Origin of the sequence: Streptomyces sp. NPDC057543, from assembly GCF_042801895.1 — a bacterium.
Taxonomy (GTDB): Bacteria; Actinomycetota; Actinomycetes; order Streptomycetales; family Streptomycetaceae; genus Streptomyces.
This window is the reverse complement of record NZ_JBHVFF010000037.1, coordinates 12,067-26,491: the sequence shown is the minus strand read 5'-3', so window position 1 is coordinate 26,491 and position 14,425 is coordinate 12,067. Positions and strand designations below refer to the sequence as shown.

Genomic DNA, 14,425 nt, shown 5'->3' with positions numbered 1-14,425 from the left:
GCGGGCGGTTGAGCTGGGAGTTGTGGCCCGGGTACATGGGCTCGGGCACACCACCCGCACGGTTGCGTCCTCAAACGCCGGACGGGCTTGAAATGACCGCGGCCGTCCCCCGAATGCCGGACGGGCCGGACAGAGCCGGTGAGCGGCACCACTCGGCCCGTCCGGCGTCCGAGGACGGAACCGGTGCCGCCGGGAGCGGTGCCCCGACCGGGGGCGGGGCGCCCCGTGAGCCCGGCCGGTGGCGTCAGCCGCCGTAGCGGCGGTGGCGGGCCGCGTAGTCGCGCAGGGCGCGGAGGAAGTCGACGCGGCGGAAGGCCGGCCAGAAGACCTCGCAGAAGTAGTACTCGGAGTGCGCGCTCTGCCAGAGCATGAAGCCGGACAGCCGCTGCTCGCCGCTGGTGCGGATGACCAGGTCCGGGTCGGGCTGGCCCCGGGTGTAGAGGTGCTCGGAGATCAGGTCGGTGGAGACGATCTCCGCGAGCTCCTCGAAGGACGTTCCCTTGGCGGAGTGGTCGAGCAGCAGCGAGCGGACCGCGTCGGCGATCTCCTGGCGGCCGCCGTAGCCGACGGCGACATTGACCAGTATCCCGTCGACACCGACCGTGGCCTGCTCGGCCTCCTTGAGGACGGTCTGGGTGCGGGCGGGCAGCAGATCGAGCGTGCCGACGTGGTGGACGCGCCAGCGCCCGTCCGCCGCGAGGTCGCGCACGGTGTTCTCGATGATGCCGAGCAGCGGCGTCAGCTCGGACTCGGGCCGGTCGAAGTTGTCCGTGGAGAGCAGCCAGAGTGTGACGACCTCCACATCGGTCTCACTGCACCAGCCGAGCAGCTCCTGGATCTTGTCCGCGCCTGCCTGGTGCCCTTCCGCGGCCGTGCCGCCGGACGCCTTCGCCCAGCGCCGGTTGCCGTCGAGGATGACACCGATGTGCTTGGGCACCTGGGTGAGGTCGAGGCGGGCCTCCACCCGGCGCGCGTAGAGCCCGTACACCAGGTCGCGCAAGTTCACTGAGTTCACCTCTCGGTTTTATGCGGGCCCGCCCGCCCCATGGCCCGGGGGCCGGGGTCGTCCTCCCTGGGGATGGCCGCACCCGTTCCGCGGAGTCCATCGCCCCGCCGCGCCGTGGCAGTCCCCGAGGCCGCCACATTACTGCGCAGGCGGCACACCGGCCCAACCCGGCCTGTCACAAGTCCGTGATAGGGAGAGAAACGTGACTGAATCTCCTCTCCTCTACCGGGCCGCCGGTTCGCGCTACGACTCCATGGAGTACCGCCGCACCGGCCGCAGCGGTCTCAAGCTCCCGGCCGTCTCCCTCGGCCTCTGGCACAACTTCGGCGACGACCGCACGCTGGACTCCCAGCGGGCGATCCTGCGCCGCGCCTTCGATCTCGGGGTGACCCACTTCGATCTGGCCAACAATTACGGGCCGCCGCCCGGCTCCGCCGAGCTCAATTTCGGCAAGATGTTCCGGCAGGACTTCGCCCCTTACCGGGACGAGCTGATCATCTCCACCAAGGCCGGCTACGACATGCACCCCGGCCCCTACGGCGAATGGGGCTCCCGCAAATACCTGCTGTCGTCGCTGGACGCCTCACTGAAGCGGATGGGGCTCGACTACGTCGACATCTTCTACTCCCACCGCTTCGATCCGGACACTCCGCTGGAGGAGACGATGGGGGCGCTGGCCTCCGCCGTGCAGCGGGGCAAGGCGCTGTACGTGGGTGTGTCCTCCTACAACGCGGAGCAGACCGCGGAGGCGGCCCGGCTGCTCAAGGAGATGGGTGTACCGGCCCTGATCCATCAGCCGTCCTACTCGATGATCAACCGCTGGATCGAGGACGACGGGCTGCTCGACACCCTGGAGGCGGCCGGCATGGGCTGCATCTCCTTCGTGCCGCTCGCGCAGGGCCTGCTCACGAACAAGTACCTGACGGGCATCCCGGAGGGTTCGCGCGCCACCCAGGGCAAGTCCCTGGACCCGGGCCTGCTCTCCGACGAAGTGCTCCGCCGGCTGAACGGGCTGAACGACATCGCCCGGCGGCGCGGTCAGTCACTCGCACAGCTGGCGCTGAACTGGGTGCTGCGGGACAGCCGTATGACCTCGGCGCTGATCGGCGCTTCGAGCGTGAAGCAGCTGGAGGAGAACGTCGCGGCGCTCGCCGGACCGTCGCTGTCCGCCGAGGAGTTGAAGGAGATCGACACCTTCGCCGTGGACACCGCGGGCACCAACATCTGGGCCGGACGGAGCTGACGGGGCCGACGGGGGAGGGCCGACCGCGCGGGGCCGGAGCCTGGCCGGTACGGGGCCGGAGCCTGGCCGGTACGGGGCCGGAGCCTGGCCGGTACGGGGCCGGTTCCTGGCCGGTACGGGGCCGGAGTGCCTGGGCACAAAAAACGGGCCGGTCCGTGGGGGGGATACGGACCGGCCCGAGGGGGGGTTTCCACCATAACCCTTCGTAAGTGATGCCGCGTGCCACGCCACTCCACAACTACTCTCCGAATTCATCGGACTGCGGTGCGAGCACGGCTCTCCGGTTGACGTCTCACGACGACCCGAATCGCGACCGTGCCCCGGGCCGGTCGAACGCTCACGCGGGCGCCGGGGTGCCCCGGTGGCCGCGGGTGAAGCGGATGGCCACGGTGTCGCCGCCGACGACCACGAAGCGTCCGCCCTCGCACCGGATGACGACCTCGTACACCTCGCCCCGCCCGTCCCCGCGTTCTTCGGTGCGGGTGACGGTCCAGCCGCCGTCGGGGGGCTGCGGCAGATTCGGCACGGCGGCGAACTCCCACTGTCCCGACGGTACGCACCAGCAGGGCAGCCGGGGCCAGGCGCCGGGGCCGACATGCAGGGTTCCGGCGGAGGCACAGGTCAGGAGCAGCGACTGACCGTCGGCCAGCAGGAACTCGACCGCCTCCGGCTCCCCCATCCGCCCTTCCGGCCGGTAGAAGACGCCGAGCACTCCGACGATCCGTGCGCCTCTGAGCCAGTCGGTCCTGCCCTTCTCCGGGACACGCGGTGTCTCGTCTTCGTTCCCCACCCACATGGCCGGTTCCCTCCCGTGCGCTCACCGTCAAGGGTCGCACCGTTCGGGCGAAAGCAGGGGGACCGGCCTACTCCGGTTTGCGGGCCTCGATCAGGAACCGGGTGGTGTGGGCGAGGAACGGCCCCTCGGTCTCGATCCGGTGGTGCAGTTCGGCCAGTCGTGGCCGGTACTCCTCGACAGTGAAGCCAGGCACCATCCAGATCACCTTGCGCAGGAAGTAGACGACGGCGCCGATGTCGAAGAACTCGGTGCGCAGCGTCTCCAGCCGCAGATCGACGACGTCGAGCCCGGCCGCCTCGGCATCGGCCCGGGCCCGCTCCGGGTCGCGGGCGTCGCGTACCTCGGGCGGCTGCGGGCCGAGGAAGTACTCGACGAGTTCGAACACGCTGGCCGGGCCGACCTGTTGCGAGAAGTATGTGCCCCCGGGGGTGAGCACCCGTGCGATCTCCGCCCACCAGGTGGTCACCGGATGCCGGCTGACGACCAGGTCGAAGGCGCGGTCGCCGAACGGCAGCGGCGGCTCATCCGCATCGGCGACCACGGCCGCGCCGAGCGGGTGCAGAAGGGCGGTGGCGCGGGCGATGTTCGGCGGCCAGGACTCGGTGGCGACCGTGAGCCGCGGGAGCTTCGGTACGGCGGCGAGGACCTCGCCGCCGCCGGTCTGGATGTCGAGCGCGGCGCTCGCCCGTGCCATCCGGTCCGCCATGGCGCGGGCATAGCCCCAGGAAGGGCGCTGTTCGGTGGCCCGGCCGTCGAGCCAGGAGAAGTCCCAGCCGTCGACGGAGACGGTGGCGGCCTCCTCGACGAGGGCGTCGAACCGTGCGCGTTCTGCCGCTTCGGCGGGTGCTTCGGACATACGGACATGGTGTCAGCGGGGCGGTGGCCCGCGCGACCTCAATACGGGCGGTGGCCCGCCGGGCCCCGGTCTCCGGGCGGTCGTCGGGCGGGCGCCTCCTCCTGGTGGGGGGGGCCGGTCAGGCGGACAGGCCGCCGAGCAGTATGCCCAGCAACGCGCCCGTGATCATGAACGGTCCGAACGGGATGCCCGTCTTGCGCCCGGCCCGCTTCAGGACCATCAGCCCGAACCCGTACACCGCACCGAGCACGAACCCGGCGAAGCCGCCGGCGAACACCACCGCCCAGCCGTACCAGCCGAGCGCGGCGCCCAGCGACAGGGCGAGCTTGACGTCTCCGAAGCCCATTCCGTTGGGGTTGATGAGGAAGAGCAGGCAGTAGAAGGCACCCAGGGCCGCTCCGCCGAGCAGGGCGGACAGCCAGGATCCGCCGTGCTCCGGGAGCAGCGCCGCGGCGCCCAGGAGCACGACGGCCGCCGCAGCGGCGGGCAGGGTCAGCCGGTCGGGCAGGCGGTGGACGCGGCGGTCGATGGTCGCGAGGAGTACGCCCACGGGAGCCAGCAGCAGCCACACCGCGAGTTCGGGCCGCAGGCCGGTGGCCGCCGCGAGGACGGCGCAGGCGAGGGCGGTGACGACGGGGACGAGGATGCCGGGGGCGTACCGCGCCGCGGGCCGTACGGTGTCCTCTCCGGCGCCCCGGTCTCCCGGCTCGTCGCCCGCGCGGGCGGGTACCGGCACCGCCGCCGCGCACCGGGCGCACCGGGTGGAGCCGAGCCAGCCGCGGCCGGCCCCGGTCAGGGCGTGGCCCGCCGGGCAGGTGTCCCGCCAGTCGTCCTCCGGTTCGACGGAGAACCGGTAGGCGGCGCGCGGGACCAGCAGTCCGGCCGCTGCGCCCCAGAGTGCGGCGAGCACTGTCAGCATGGCGTACACGGAGCCGACCCTAGACGGGCGCCGGGCACGGGTCATGGGTCCTGGGGCCCACTGCGTACCGTTCGCGCCCCAGGGCCCCTCTTGCATCACGCCTGATCCGGCGTGATCCGAACGAAAGACCCCAGCAGCCGTCACCGGGCGCTACCTTCATCGCCATGGGTCAATGGCGCAATGGCAAGGGGACGTTGACGGTCACCGACGCGGCGGGCGGTCAGGAGTGGGAGATACCGCTGCGGATCGCGGCCTCGTACCGGGCCCGGAGCCGGGGGCTGCTCGGGCAGGACGGGATCGACGGCGCCCTGCTGATCACTCCGTGCGGGAGCGTGCACTCGTTCCGGATGCGGTTCACCATCGATGTGGCTTATCTGGACCGGAAGTTCAACGTCGTGGCGGTCCACACGATGAAGCCGGGCCGGCTGGGGATGCCTCGGCTCAGGGCCCGTCATGTGATCGAGTCGGAGGCCGGGGCGATGGAGAAGTGGGGGCTGCGGCCCGGGGCGCGGGTGCGGATCGTCCAGACGGAGGGAAGCGGCGGGGCAAGGTGAGCCGCCGGCCGGCTCGGCGGGGCCGGGTTCTTGACACTCCGGGCCGCGCGCCCTGCCGCGTCCCGTCGGCCCTGCCGCGGGCCTGACCGGTCGTTGTCGGATTTCACCGCAAGGTGATCACGGTGGCGTCGCCGATCGCCCCCGTGGTGGGGATCGCCCGGGAGCCGGTCCCGCGCTCACCGATCAGGCGCTTCAACGACGCCTCGCCGGGCTGGAGTCGGCCCTTCTCGAACAGCACGAGGCCGACCCGCGCTCCGAAGGGCGGTGGCATCCGGCGGAACTGCCCGTACGTGGCGGTGTCGCAGCAGTGCCAGCCGATTTCCGGGCGTATCCGGTAATCACCAGGCAGGGCCCCGAAGACTTCAACTGCCGTGACACCGGCACCGTCTACCCGCTCGGCCGGTCGGGCCCCGGCATGGCGCCGTGCGCTATGACCTGAGCGGTGCCGAGCGTGGCGATGACGGCCATCGCGGCGGCGAGGAGGAACCCGTCTCCGACGAAGGCGCGTTCCGCCTCGGGGGCCGGGCGCCATGCCTCGTTGGGCCCGGGTTTGGGGCCAAGGGCCCAGGTCACCCGGCTCGTACACCCGTACGCTCACGCCACACCCGAATTGCGGAACTGCGGGCACAGGCATGTCAAGTAGGCGTCGGAGAGGAAGAACCGTGAGTGGTGGCGGGGGCTGGGAGAGCGGAAGCGGGGGCCGCATACCACCGGGCGGCGGGGGTGGTTCCGGCGCGGGCAGTGGCGTGTTCTTCGCCCTGACCCGTAGTTGGGCCGCCGGCGCCCTCGTCTACATCGCCGCCGGTTATCTGGTGTCGCGCGGGCTCGTCGAGATGCTCGCCACCGACGAGCGGCTGGCGAGCTTCGGCTGGCGCCTGGGCCTGCTGCACGTGCCGAACGTCATCACGACCGTGCTCACGGTCCTGGCCTCGGCCCGCGTCCTGCCCGACGAGCGGCGCGAGTCCCGGCCGCTGACCCTGCTCGCCTCCCTGGGTGTCCCGCTGGCCGCGCTGGCCTACGGATTCGCCGTGTCCTGGCATCTCGTGGGCCTGGAGGGCACGTTGATGCCGGTCGTCACGCTGGCGACCGGTTCGGCCGCGGGGCTGGCCGTCGACCGGCTGCTGGACGACCGCGACGAGGAGCCCGCCCCGGCGCCGTACCACCCGTACTCCTGGCGGGACGGCGGGGCCACCGCCACGGAGTACCTCGGGGTGATCGTCCTCGTCGTCACGATGATCGGCGCGATGGCCATGGCGGGGGTCGGCGGGCAGATCGGCGAACGCATCCGCTGTGCGATCAGTTCACTGGGCGGCGGCGGTGGCGGCTGCGCCACCGGCGGCGGGGACACCACCGCGAAGCCGAAGACGGACGCCGACTACGAGCCCAAGATGTGCCAGGTCTCCAGCATCTCCGAAACCGTCGGTGACAAGGTCAAGATCGGCTGGTTCGAGTGGGGCAACGAGTACGGCTTCCAGCAGAAGGTCAGCCAGGCCAAGACGGACGTGAACAACGACGGCAAGGTCGACGAGAACGACAAGCTGGTCTACATGACGTTCACCGACGCCGCTTCGGCCGGCGTCACCGCCAGCACCCCCGGCGTCAAGCTCGGCAAGCTGGGCAAGGCCGATGTGGACGTCGGCGGCGGCATCAAGATCACCAACGGTGACACCTGGGTCTTCAAGAGCGAGGAGGACGCCAAGAAGATGCGGGACGACATCGAGGAAATGAAGATGTGGGAGACCTCCACCAAGTACAGCGGCGGGTACGGCGGCGGCTGGTACTCCGGGATGAAGTGGGCCGACAAGAAGAAGGACGTCGAGGACAAGATCGGCGACAAGAAGATCTCGTACTCGACGATCGGCCTCAACGCGTACGCGGACGGCGGCCTCTCCATCAGCGCGGGCGACGAGGCGAAGCTCGGTGCCAAGCTCGGCGGCAAGGCCAAGTTCTCCCCCGAGGTGACCATCACCAAGGACGACGTCAACGGCAACGAGTCGTACACGTACACCGCCAAGCTCGACCTGGAGGGCAAGGTCAGCGGTTCGGCCGGCCCGCTCGGCGGCACGGCCGCCGCGAAGGACAGCCGGACCGGGGCGGTCACCGTCACCCGCGACCAGAAGACCGGCAAGATCGTCCGCATCGACATGACCCAGACCGTCGAGAACGGCTCGACATCGAACAAGGGTGACATCAGCGGCGACAACGGCGAGAAGGGCAAGGACAAGCGCGGCGGCAAGGTCAGCGGCACCGACTCCTCCGGCGAGACCGGCATCGAGGTCAGGACGAACTCGATCGTCTTCGGCAAGGACACGGACCAGGCCACCGAGGACAAGCGCGCCGTGGCCGAGCAGTGGCTGGACGGCTCCGGCAACAACACCGCCCCGTTCGAGTACCTGTTCGGCGACCACTCCATGCAGCAGAAGCCCACCGGAACCGACCCGTTCGACCAGCTGATGTTCCAGGACGGCCTGTCGAGCACCATGAAGTACAACGGCGAGACGGACGCCCAGGAGTTCGGCTTCGAGGTCTCCCTCGGCATGAGTCTGGGATTCTCCATCTCGGACGAGCACAAGAAGGAGACACTGACGGACGCGCAGTTCCTCGGGGCTCCGCAGGGCGACAAGCGTTCGTACCTTCCGTACAGCTACTGCGCGAAGTAGTCCGTACACCGAGTACGGCTACGGTGCGCGGCAGCACGCACGACACACCGAGTACGGCTACGGTGCGCGGCAAGCACGCACGACGACGAGGCGATAGGCGATGACGACGATGAAGATGTCCCGGGCGATCGGCGCAGCCGCTGCCGCCGTCATGGGCCTCGCCCTGCTCACCGGCTGCGGCGGCGACGACGCCGCCGCGCTCCCGGACGGCTGGGACAGGCTCGACACCGGCAGCCTCTCCGTCGGCTACCCCGCGAACAAGGGCTACAAGGAGCAGTCCGCGGCCGACCGTGCCAAGGCCAACGCCGCCGTCGCGCTCAAGGAGGAGGGCGGGCTGCGCACCGGCATGGTCTCGGTGCAGCTCGATTTCGCCTCGGGCGTGGACGACGCCGATGAGGCGGCGGCCGCGGCGGGCGCGGGCATCGGGCTCGGGGCGACCCGCAAGGAGACCTCTGAGGTGCAGCTCGCGGGCGACGACGGCGCCCTCGGCGCGCGCAGGATCGATTACGAGTTCACGTCGAGCGGCACGGAACAGACCCCGGCGCAAGGCACCCGGATGACCGGGGTCCTGGTGGCGGGTATGGACTCGAAGGACGTGCCGTTCCTGGTCCGGATCAATGCGGTGAAGGGCTCGCTGAGCCGGCAGGACCTCGACGCGTTCGTCGAGTCGATCACGGTCAAGTAGCGGATCAGGGGCCCTCGTTCATGCAGATCCTGCCCGGTGGCACGGCCACGTTCCTGCTTCTGCTCGGCCTCCTCCTCGGCGCGTTCGCCGTCCGGTCGGCGCTGCGGCTGAGCCGGGTGCTGCGGCTGGTCCGGCACGGCGAGCGCGCCGAGGGCCGGTGCGCGGACCGCCGGACGGTCGACCGGGGGCCGGGTACGGAGCGGAGTTACGTCACCGAGTACGTCTTCGCGTTCCGTACCCGCGACGGCCGCGAGATCGAGTTCACCGACCATGCCCCGGGCCCGTTCGGCTTCGCGGTCGGGGCGCCGGTCCGGGTCAGTTACGACCCGGTGGACCCGGCGAAGCACGCCACGGTGGCGGGGCCGGGGGCGTGGGGGCCGGTGGTGATGCCCGCGGTGTTCGCCGTGGTGCCGGGGGTGTTCGCGGTGGGGCTGCTGCTGGGGTTCCTGGCGCTGCGCGGGTGGCTCTGACCTGTCGGCGCCCCGCCGGGCACACATTGCCGGTCGCTAACGGCTGGGGACCTCGCTCCCGAAGAGCATCCACGGCGATTGGTCGAACGACGCCACTCCGGACAACTGCGGCTGTGTCGCGGCTATTTCATGCCGTACGGCGAGCGTGTCCGGCCAACTGTCGAAGAACGTCGTGCCGTTGATGACGACTCCGCTCCAGTCGGTCGCCGCGGAAGCGCCCTCCCGGTCGACGACGAAGCCGATGCACAGCACGGAGGCCCGCCCTATCGCCTCCCTGATCGCCCGCGCGGCCACCTCCTGCTCGTCCCGTGTCAGCCGCCCGAATCCGAATTCGAGCGCGACGACTCCGTCCCTCATCCGCCGGACGCGCGCCGGGACGTCGGTTCCGCTGTTCGTCCACAGCACGAAGTCGACCGTGTCGATCCGTTGCAGGCCGGCCAGGAGGACGAGCTGTTCCCTGGTCACCCACGAGGGAGTGCCCCACGGATCGGGTCCGGGGCCCAGGAGCGTGACCCGCCGCGTGACGGGGTGGCTGAGCCGCAGCCCCGCGGCGTCGAGATCGCCGAAGAGCGACTCGGCGTCCGGGCGGCTCCAGCCGAGGTGGTAGGAGTAGAAGAAACCGTTACTCATCGATACATCACCCCAGGGAACGGATACAGGTGGAGGGTGCAGATCAACGTGCGTATGGGCGCGCCGGACGGACGCCCGTGACGGGCGCCGGGTCGGATGTGCTCACGATCGGTCACGTACGAGCGTAATGAGCCCCGCCTGCCCGGGCGTGGGCCCACGGGCCCAGGGGCGGGCCCCAATGAGCGGGGCCCGCCGGTCACGGGCACCGGACACCACGGCCTTCGCTGTCCGTGACCACCGCGGCGCGCGCGGAGAACTCCTCGGCGGCCCATGGTGCGACAGCGGTGGAAACGGGCCGGCCCGGCCACCAGAACGTACGGCCGACGTCGAGGGCCAGGGCGGGGACCAGCACCGACCGGACGAGGAAGGTGTCGATGAGGACACCGATGGCCACCACGAGGCCGATCTCGATGAACGCCACCTGCGGTGCGGTGGTCAGTGCGGCGAAGGTCGCCGCGAGCACCGCGCCCGCGCTGGTGATGACTCCGCCGGTGGAGGTGAGGCCGGCGAGCACCCCGGCGCGATGGCCGCGATGACCGGCCTCCTCGCGAATGCGGTGGACGAGGAAGATGTTGTAGTCGACGCCGAGCGCCACCAGGAACAGGAAGCCGATCAGCATGACCTGGACGTCCACCGCCGGGAAGCCCAGGACGTGCTGGAACAGCTGCCGGCTGATGCCGAGCGCCGCGAAGTAGGACAGCACCACGGTCGCCATCAGGAGCAGTGGGGCGACCAGCGCCCGTACCAGTGCCACCAGGACGAGGAAGACGACGGCGAGGACCAGCGGGATCACCACCTCGCGGTCGTGGGCCTGGGCCGCTGCCTTCTCCTGGGCCATCGCCGTGGGCCCGCCGACCTGCGCGTCGGCGTCGGGCACGGCGTGCACGGCGGTCCGGATCCGGTCCACGGTGCGGGCCGCGGCCGCACTGTCCGCACTGTCCTTCAGCACGGCGCGCGTGACGGCGAGAGTGCCGTCGGTGGACTTCTCCGCCGGGGCGACCTCGGCGACCCCGTCGATGCCCTTGAGTGCGGCAGCGATCGCGGGAGCGGCACCGGCCTTGCCGATGACCTCGGCGGGCCGGCTCTGTCCGGCCGGGTAGTGGGCGGCGAGGAGGTCCTGGCCGGCGATCGAGCCCGGCTTGCCGACCACGAGGTGTTCGTCGTCGAGTCCGGTCCTCAGGCCGAGCGAGCCGAGCGCGAGGACGGTGAGGACCAGAGCGGAGCCGATCCACACGAGGCGGGGGCGCCGGGAGATCCGGCCGCCGATCCGGTCCCACAGGTGGTGGCCGGCGTTCTTCACGGCCGCCCCGGCGCGCGGCACGCGGGGCCAGAACACCCAGCGTCCGAGCAGCACCAGCACGGCCGGGAAGAGTGTGGTCATCGCGGCGAGTCCGCAGACGATGGCGATGGCGCCGGCCGGGCCGAGCGTGTAGTTGAAACCGACGTCCGCCCGTGTGAGGCAGAGCAGACCGATGCTGACGGTCGCGGCGGACGCGGCGATGGCGGGTACGGCCCGGCGCAGCGCGGTCCGCGCTGCCAGGTGCCGGTCGTCGTGGACCCGCAGCTCTTCGCGGTAGCGGGCCAGCAGCAGCATCGCGTAGTCGGTGCCCACACCGAACAGCAGGGCCGTCACCACGATCTCGTTCCCGCCGCCGACCGTCAGGCCGAAGCCCTTGGCGAGGAGGTACGAGACGGCCTGGGTGGTGAGGAGGGCGACGCCCACGACGAGGAGGGGCAGCAGCCACAGGATCGCGCTGCGGTAGGTGATCAGCAGCAGCCCGGCGACGACGAGGACCGTGATGACGGTCAGCGCGCGGCCGGTCGACTCACGGGCGTCGGTGGCGTCCAGCGAGTTGCCCGCCGGGCCGGTGAGCCTCGCTTCGAGGCCGTCGGGCCGGCCGGCCGTGGCCCGGTCCCGCACCTTCTTGGCGTTGTCCGCGAGCGCGGCGCCGTCCACCTTGTCGAGGGGCACCAGCGCGGTGAGCGCCTTGCCGTCGGCGGAGGGCCTGGCCGGCCCGACCGGTCCGGCCGCCAGCGTGGCGAACTCCTCGATGTCCGCGGCGACCTTCGCCCTGTCCTCGGCGGTGAGCCCCTCGGCGCGGGCGTAGACGACGATGCCGAGCGAGATCCTGCCGTCGGCGAACCGGTCGGCGAGGCCCGCGACTTCGGTGGACTCGGCCCCGCGGGGCAGCTCGACGGTGAGTTCGTCCTTCTCGATGCCGGACAGCTCTCCGGCGAGCGGTACGGACACGGCGATGATGATCAGCCACGCGATCAGCGTCAGCCACTTTCCCTTCCTTCCGGCCGGTGAAGTCACGAGCCGGTCGGCCCAGCTGTGCGGTCTTGGCATGGGGGCTCCTCGTCCAGGGTCGGGTGTGGGGGCTGCGAGTCACGGGCGGTGTGTCCGGCGAGCGGTGTGTCCGCGTCGTCGCGGACAGGCGGGAACCAGGGCCTCTCCCCCGAATGAGGTCATGCCTCATCGGGCGCGGCACGCCCGTGAAGGCTGTACGGCGCCTGTACGGCGGCGAATTTCAGGAGTTCAGATAGGCGAGGACGGCGAGGACGCGGCGGTTGTCGTCGTCGGAGGGTGCCAGGCCGAGTTTCGCGAAGACGTTCGACGTGTGCTTGGTGACGGCCTTCTCGCTGACGCCGAGCCGTCCCGCGACGGCGGCGTTGGAGCGGCCCTCCGCCACCAGCGACAGCACCTCGCGCTCACGGGCGGTGAGCCGGGCCAGTGGTTCGTCGCTCGCGTTGCCCGCAAGGAGTTTCGCCACCACGTCCGGGTCCATCGCACTGCCTCCGGCGGCCACCCGGCGCACACAGTCGATGAACTGCCGGCTGTCGAAGACCCGGTCCTTGAGCAGGTAGCCGACCCCGCCGGAGCCGTCCGCCAGAAGTTCGCGGGCGTAGAGCTGCTCCACGTACTGCGAGAGCACCAGCACCGGAAGTCCGGGGATCCTGGTCCGCGCCTCGATGGCGGCGCGCAGCCCCTCGTCGGTGAAGGTCGGGGGGAGACGTACGTCCACGAGCGCCACGTCGGGCCGGTGCTCGATGAGCGCGTCCAGGAGCTCGGGGCCGTTGTCGACGGCGGCGGCGATCTCGAATCCGTGGGCCGTCAGGAGCCGGACCAGGCCTTCCCTCAGGAGGAAGAGATCTTCGGCGAGCACAATGCGCACGGGATCTCCATGGTCGCCATCGTCGGTCCGCCCCGGGGGCTGTTCACGGCAAGTATGCCGTCGAATGCGGCGATGCGGCTCTCGATTCCGCGCAGCCCGGTCCCCGCCGAGGCGTTCGCACCGCCGATCCCGTCGTCGCTCACGCTGATGCGCAACGCGTCGTCGTCGTGCCGGATGTCGATCCAGACGCGTCCGGCACGGGCGTGCTTCGCCGTGTTCGTCAGCAGTTCACCGACGGCGAAGTACGCGGCGGACTCGACCGGTGCGTCCAGCCGCCCCGGCAGATCGACGACGACGTCGACCGGGAGAGGGCTGTCCAGCGCCAGGGCGCGTACGGCGTCGCCCAGTCCCCGGTCGGAGAGAACCGGTGGATGAATTCCCCGGACGAGGTCGCGGAGTTCGCCGAGCGCCTTCGAGGACGAGTCCCGCGTCTGCGCCAACAGGGCACGCGCGGCTTCCGGGTTGGTGTCCAGGAGTTGTTCGACGGCGTCGAGATTCATGCCCATGGCCACCAGCCGGGCCTGCGCCCCGTCGTGCAGATCGCGTTCGATGCGGCGCAGCTCCGCCGCCTGGCTGTCCACGACCGCCCCGCGCGTCCGGGTCAAATGGCCTACGCGGGCGACGAGTTCGGCCCCGGGGCGCGGACCCAGCAGCTTGCGGGTGAACCGGGCGTGGGCGGTGAGGAGCCGGGGTCCGGACCAGAGGCCGAGGCCGATGAACCCGATGCCCGCCAGGGGCATCAGCCAGGTGCCCGCGCCCCGCTCGCCGCTCACCGGGAACAGACCGGCGTAGTGGTCCTCGTAACCGGCCGACACCAGGTCGTCCCAGACGAACGGGAAGACCAGGCCCTCCAGCCCGTAGACCAGCAGCGCCGCGGGCAGCAGCGCGAGCACGGTGCCGACGACGGGATCGCCGATCGTCCACAGCATGTCCCGCCAGGTGGCGGGATCGGAGAGCAGGTGCCGGCACCGGTGCCACCGGCCCGCGAATCCCGGCTCGCGGGCCGGCAGCGGAAGGTACGGCTCGGAGATCCTCACCCCGGACCAGATGTGCGCGAGACGTCGCGACCGGTTCGCCAGTTTCCGTACACCCGCCACGACGAGCGGCAGGAGCAGCACGCCCGCGCCGAGCCCGAGATAGACGAGGGAGATCACCATCAGGACGAAGAGTGCGAGCTGTGGCACCTTCTGCGCCACCAGGGCGAGTCCCCGCAATGGCGGCTGCCAGGGTCTGGGCGGTGCTGGTGCGGTCATGACTGCTGCCTCCTGCGAGTGGCCTCTTGGTCCCGGCAGAGATCAGTCTGTCGTGCGACGACTCCGGGAGCATTGGGCCTGACCCCCTTTTCCGGGGGGACTCAAGTCCCCCTGCCCCACCGCGTCGGGGCCACCGGCCGGTGTCCGTCCCCCTTGGACTATCCGATGGACAATGGC

At 71.0% G+C, this 14,425-nt stretch carries 15 protein-coding genes; 5 read left to right on the top strand and 10 right to left on the bottom strand.

The genetic code is table 11. From position 1 onward, the window contains the following. Positions 1–244 precede the first annotated feature (244 nt). Entirely contained in the window at positions 245–1,006 is a 762-nt protein-coding gene (locus ACFU8Q_RS09495; protein WP_384450250.1) for an isoprenyl transferase, read from the bottom strand. A gap of 202 nt (positions 1,007–1,208) precedes the next feature. Here ACFU8Q_RS09495 and mgrA point away from each other — a divergent pair, with 202 nt between their 5' ends. Next, positions 1,209–2,249 carry an L-glyceraldehyde 3-phosphate reductase gene (gene mgrA / locus ACFU8Q_RS09490; RefSeq protein ID WP_384450215.1) on the top strand — a complete coding sequence of 347 codons (1,041 nt, stop codon included), beginning with the start codon at positions 1,209–1,211 and terminating at the stop codon, positions 2,247–2,249. Positions 2,250–2,586: 337 nt separating this feature from the next. Here mgrA and ACFU8Q_RS09485 read toward each other — a convergent pair whose 3' ends face one another. The 3 genes from ACFU8Q_RS09485 to ACFU8Q_RS09475 form a co-directional block, all read right to left on the bottom strand. Next, on the bottom strand, positions 2,587–3,039 hold the full coding sequence (locus ACFU8Q_RS09485; RefSeq protein WP_384450212.1) for a hypothetical protein: 453 nt from the start codon (positions 3,037–3,039) through the stop codon (positions 2,587–2,589). Positions 3,040–3,112: 73 nt separating this feature from the next. Next, entirely contained in the window at positions 3,113–3,901 is a 789-nt protein-coding gene (locus tag ACFU8Q_RS09480; RefSeq protein ID WP_384450209.1) for a class I SAM-dependent methyltransferase, read from the bottom strand. Between the two features lie 118 nt (positions 3,902–4,019). Then, a complete protein-coding gene (locus ACFU8Q_RS09475) occupies positions 4,020–4,820 on the bottom strand; it encodes a prepilin peptidase (RefSeq protein ID WP_384450247.1) in 801 nt (266 codons plus the stop codon). Positions 4,821–4,984: 164 nt separating this feature from the next. On the opposite strand from ACFU8Q_RS09475, the gene ACFU8Q_RS09470 reads away from it, so the two are divergent. After that, positions 4,985–5,374, top strand: coding sequence for a DUF192 domain-containing protein (locus ACFU8Q_RS09470; protein WP_384450207.1), 390 nt, complete (start codon positions 4,985–4,987; stop codon positions 5,372–5,374). Positions 5,375–5,477: 103 nt separating this feature from the next. On the opposite strand, the gene ACFU8Q_RS09465 is transcribed toward ACFU8Q_RS09470, so the two are convergent. Together ACFU8Q_RS09465 and ACFU8Q_RS09460 are read right to left on the bottom strand one after the other, a co-directional pair. After that, on the bottom strand, positions 5,478–5,645 hold the full coding sequence (locus ACFU8Q_RS09465; protein ID WP_384450204.1) for a hypothetical protein: 168 nt from the start codon (positions 5,643–5,645) through the stop codon (positions 5,478–5,480). A 116-nt stretch (positions 5,646–5,761) separates the two neighbouring features. Continuing rightward, positions 5,762–5,947, bottom strand: a complete 186-nt coding sequence (locus tag ACFU8Q_RS09460; protein WP_384450201.1) for a hypothetical protein — start codon at positions 5,945–5,947, stop codon at positions 5,762–5,764. Between the two features lie 89 nt (positions 5,948–6,036). Between ACFU8Q_RS09460 and ACFU8Q_RS09455 the strand changes: the two genes are divergently transcribed. From ACFU8Q_RS09455 to ACFU8Q_RS09445, 3 genes are all read left to right on the top strand, one after another. After that, positions 6,037–8,034, top strand: coding sequence for a hypothetical protein (locus tag ACFU8Q_RS09455; RefSeq protein ID WP_384450198.1), 1,998 nt, complete (start codon positions 6,037–6,039; stop codon positions 8,032–8,034). A gap of 109 nt (positions 8,035–8,143) precedes the next feature. After that, positions 8,144–8,719, top strand: a complete 576-nt coding sequence (locus ACFU8Q_RS09450) for a hypothetical protein (protein ID WP_384450245.1) — start codon at positions 8,144–8,146, stop codon at positions 8,717–8,719. Between the two features lie 20 nt (positions 8,720–8,739). Then, positions 8,740–9,189, top strand: coding sequence for a DUF3592 domain-containing protein (locus ACFU8Q_RS09445; protein ID WP_384450195.1), 450 nt, complete (start codon positions 8,740–8,742; stop codon positions 9,187–9,189). Positions 9,190–9,225: 36 nt separating this feature from the next. Here the strand turns inward: ACFU8Q_RS09445 and ACFU8Q_RS09440 are convergent, their stop codons facing one another. The 4 genes from ACFU8Q_RS09440 to ACFU8Q_RS09425 all read right to left on the bottom strand — a co-directional run bounded on the left by ACFU8Q_RS09440 (position 9,226) and on the right by ACFU8Q_RS09425 (position 14,248). After that, entirely contained in the window at positions 9,226–9,819 is a 594-nt protein-coding gene (locus ACFU8Q_RS09440; protein WP_384450192.1) for a hypothetical protein, read from the bottom strand. A 196-nt stretch (positions 9,820–10,015) separates the two neighbouring features. Next, positions 10,016–12,169 carry an MMPL family transporter gene (locus tag ACFU8Q_RS09435; protein ID WP_384450189.1) on the bottom strand — a complete coding sequence of 718 codons (2,154 nt, stop codon included), beginning with the start codon at positions 12,167–12,169 and terminating at the stop codon, positions 10,016–10,018. 181 nt (positions 12,170–12,350) lie between these two features. Continuing rightward, complete coding sequence (locus tag ACFU8Q_RS09430; RefSeq protein WP_384450187.1) at positions 12,351–12,995, bottom strand: LuxR C-terminal-related transcriptional regulator; 645 nt, start codon at positions 12,993–12,995, stop codon at positions 12,351–12,353. After that, positions 12,959–14,248, bottom strand: a complete 1,290-nt coding sequence (locus tag ACFU8Q_RS09425) for a sensor histidine kinase (RefSeq protein WP_384450185.1) — start codon at positions 14,246–14,248, stop codon at positions 12,959–12,961. Before ACFU8Q_RS09425 ends, ACFU8Q_RS09430 begins: the two co-directional genes overlap by 37 nt. Positions 14,249–14,425 lie beyond the last annotated feature (177 nt).

Excerpts from the sequence above, each read along its gene's own strand:
- ACFU8Q_RS09480 (WP_384450209.1), bottom strand. The coding sequence starts at position 3,901 with ATGTCCGAAGCACCCGCCGAAGCGGCAGAACGCGCACGGTTCGACGCC.
- ACFU8Q_RS09475 (WP_384450247.1), bottom strand. The coding sequence starts at position 4,820 with ATGCTGACAGTGCTCGCCGCACTCTGGGGCGCAGCGGCCGGACTGCTG.
- ACFU8Q_RS09470 (WP_384450207.1), top strand. The coding sequence starts at position 4,985 with ATGGGTCAATGGCGCAATGGCAAGGGGACGTTGACGGTCACCGACGCG.
- ACFU8Q_RS09465 (WP_384450204.1), bottom strand. The coding sequence starts at position 5,645 with ATGCCACCGCCCTTCGGAGCGCGGGTCGGCCTCGTGCTGTTCGAGAAG.
- ACFU8Q_RS09450 (WP_384450245.1), top strand. The coding sequence starts at position 8,144 with ATGAAGATGTCCCGGGCGATCGGCGCAGCCGCTGCCGCCGTCATGGGC.
- ACFU8Q_RS09445 (WP_384450195.1), top strand. The coding sequence starts at position 8,740 with ATGCAGATCCTGCCCGGTGGCACGGCCACGTTCCTGCTTCTGCTCGGC.
- ACFU8Q_RS09440 (WP_384450192.1), bottom strand. The coding sequence starts at position 9,819 with ATGAGTAACGGTTTCTTCTACTCCTACCACCTCGGCTGGAGCCGCCCG.
- ACFU8Q_RS09435 (WP_384450189.1), bottom strand. The coding sequence starts at position 12,169 with ATGCCAAGACCGCACAGCTGGGCCGACCGGCTCGTGACTTCACCGGCC.
- ACFU8Q_RS09425 (WP_384450185.1), bottom strand. The coding sequence starts at position 14,248 with ATGACCGCACCAGCACCGCCCAGACCCTGGCAGCCGCCATTGCGGGGA.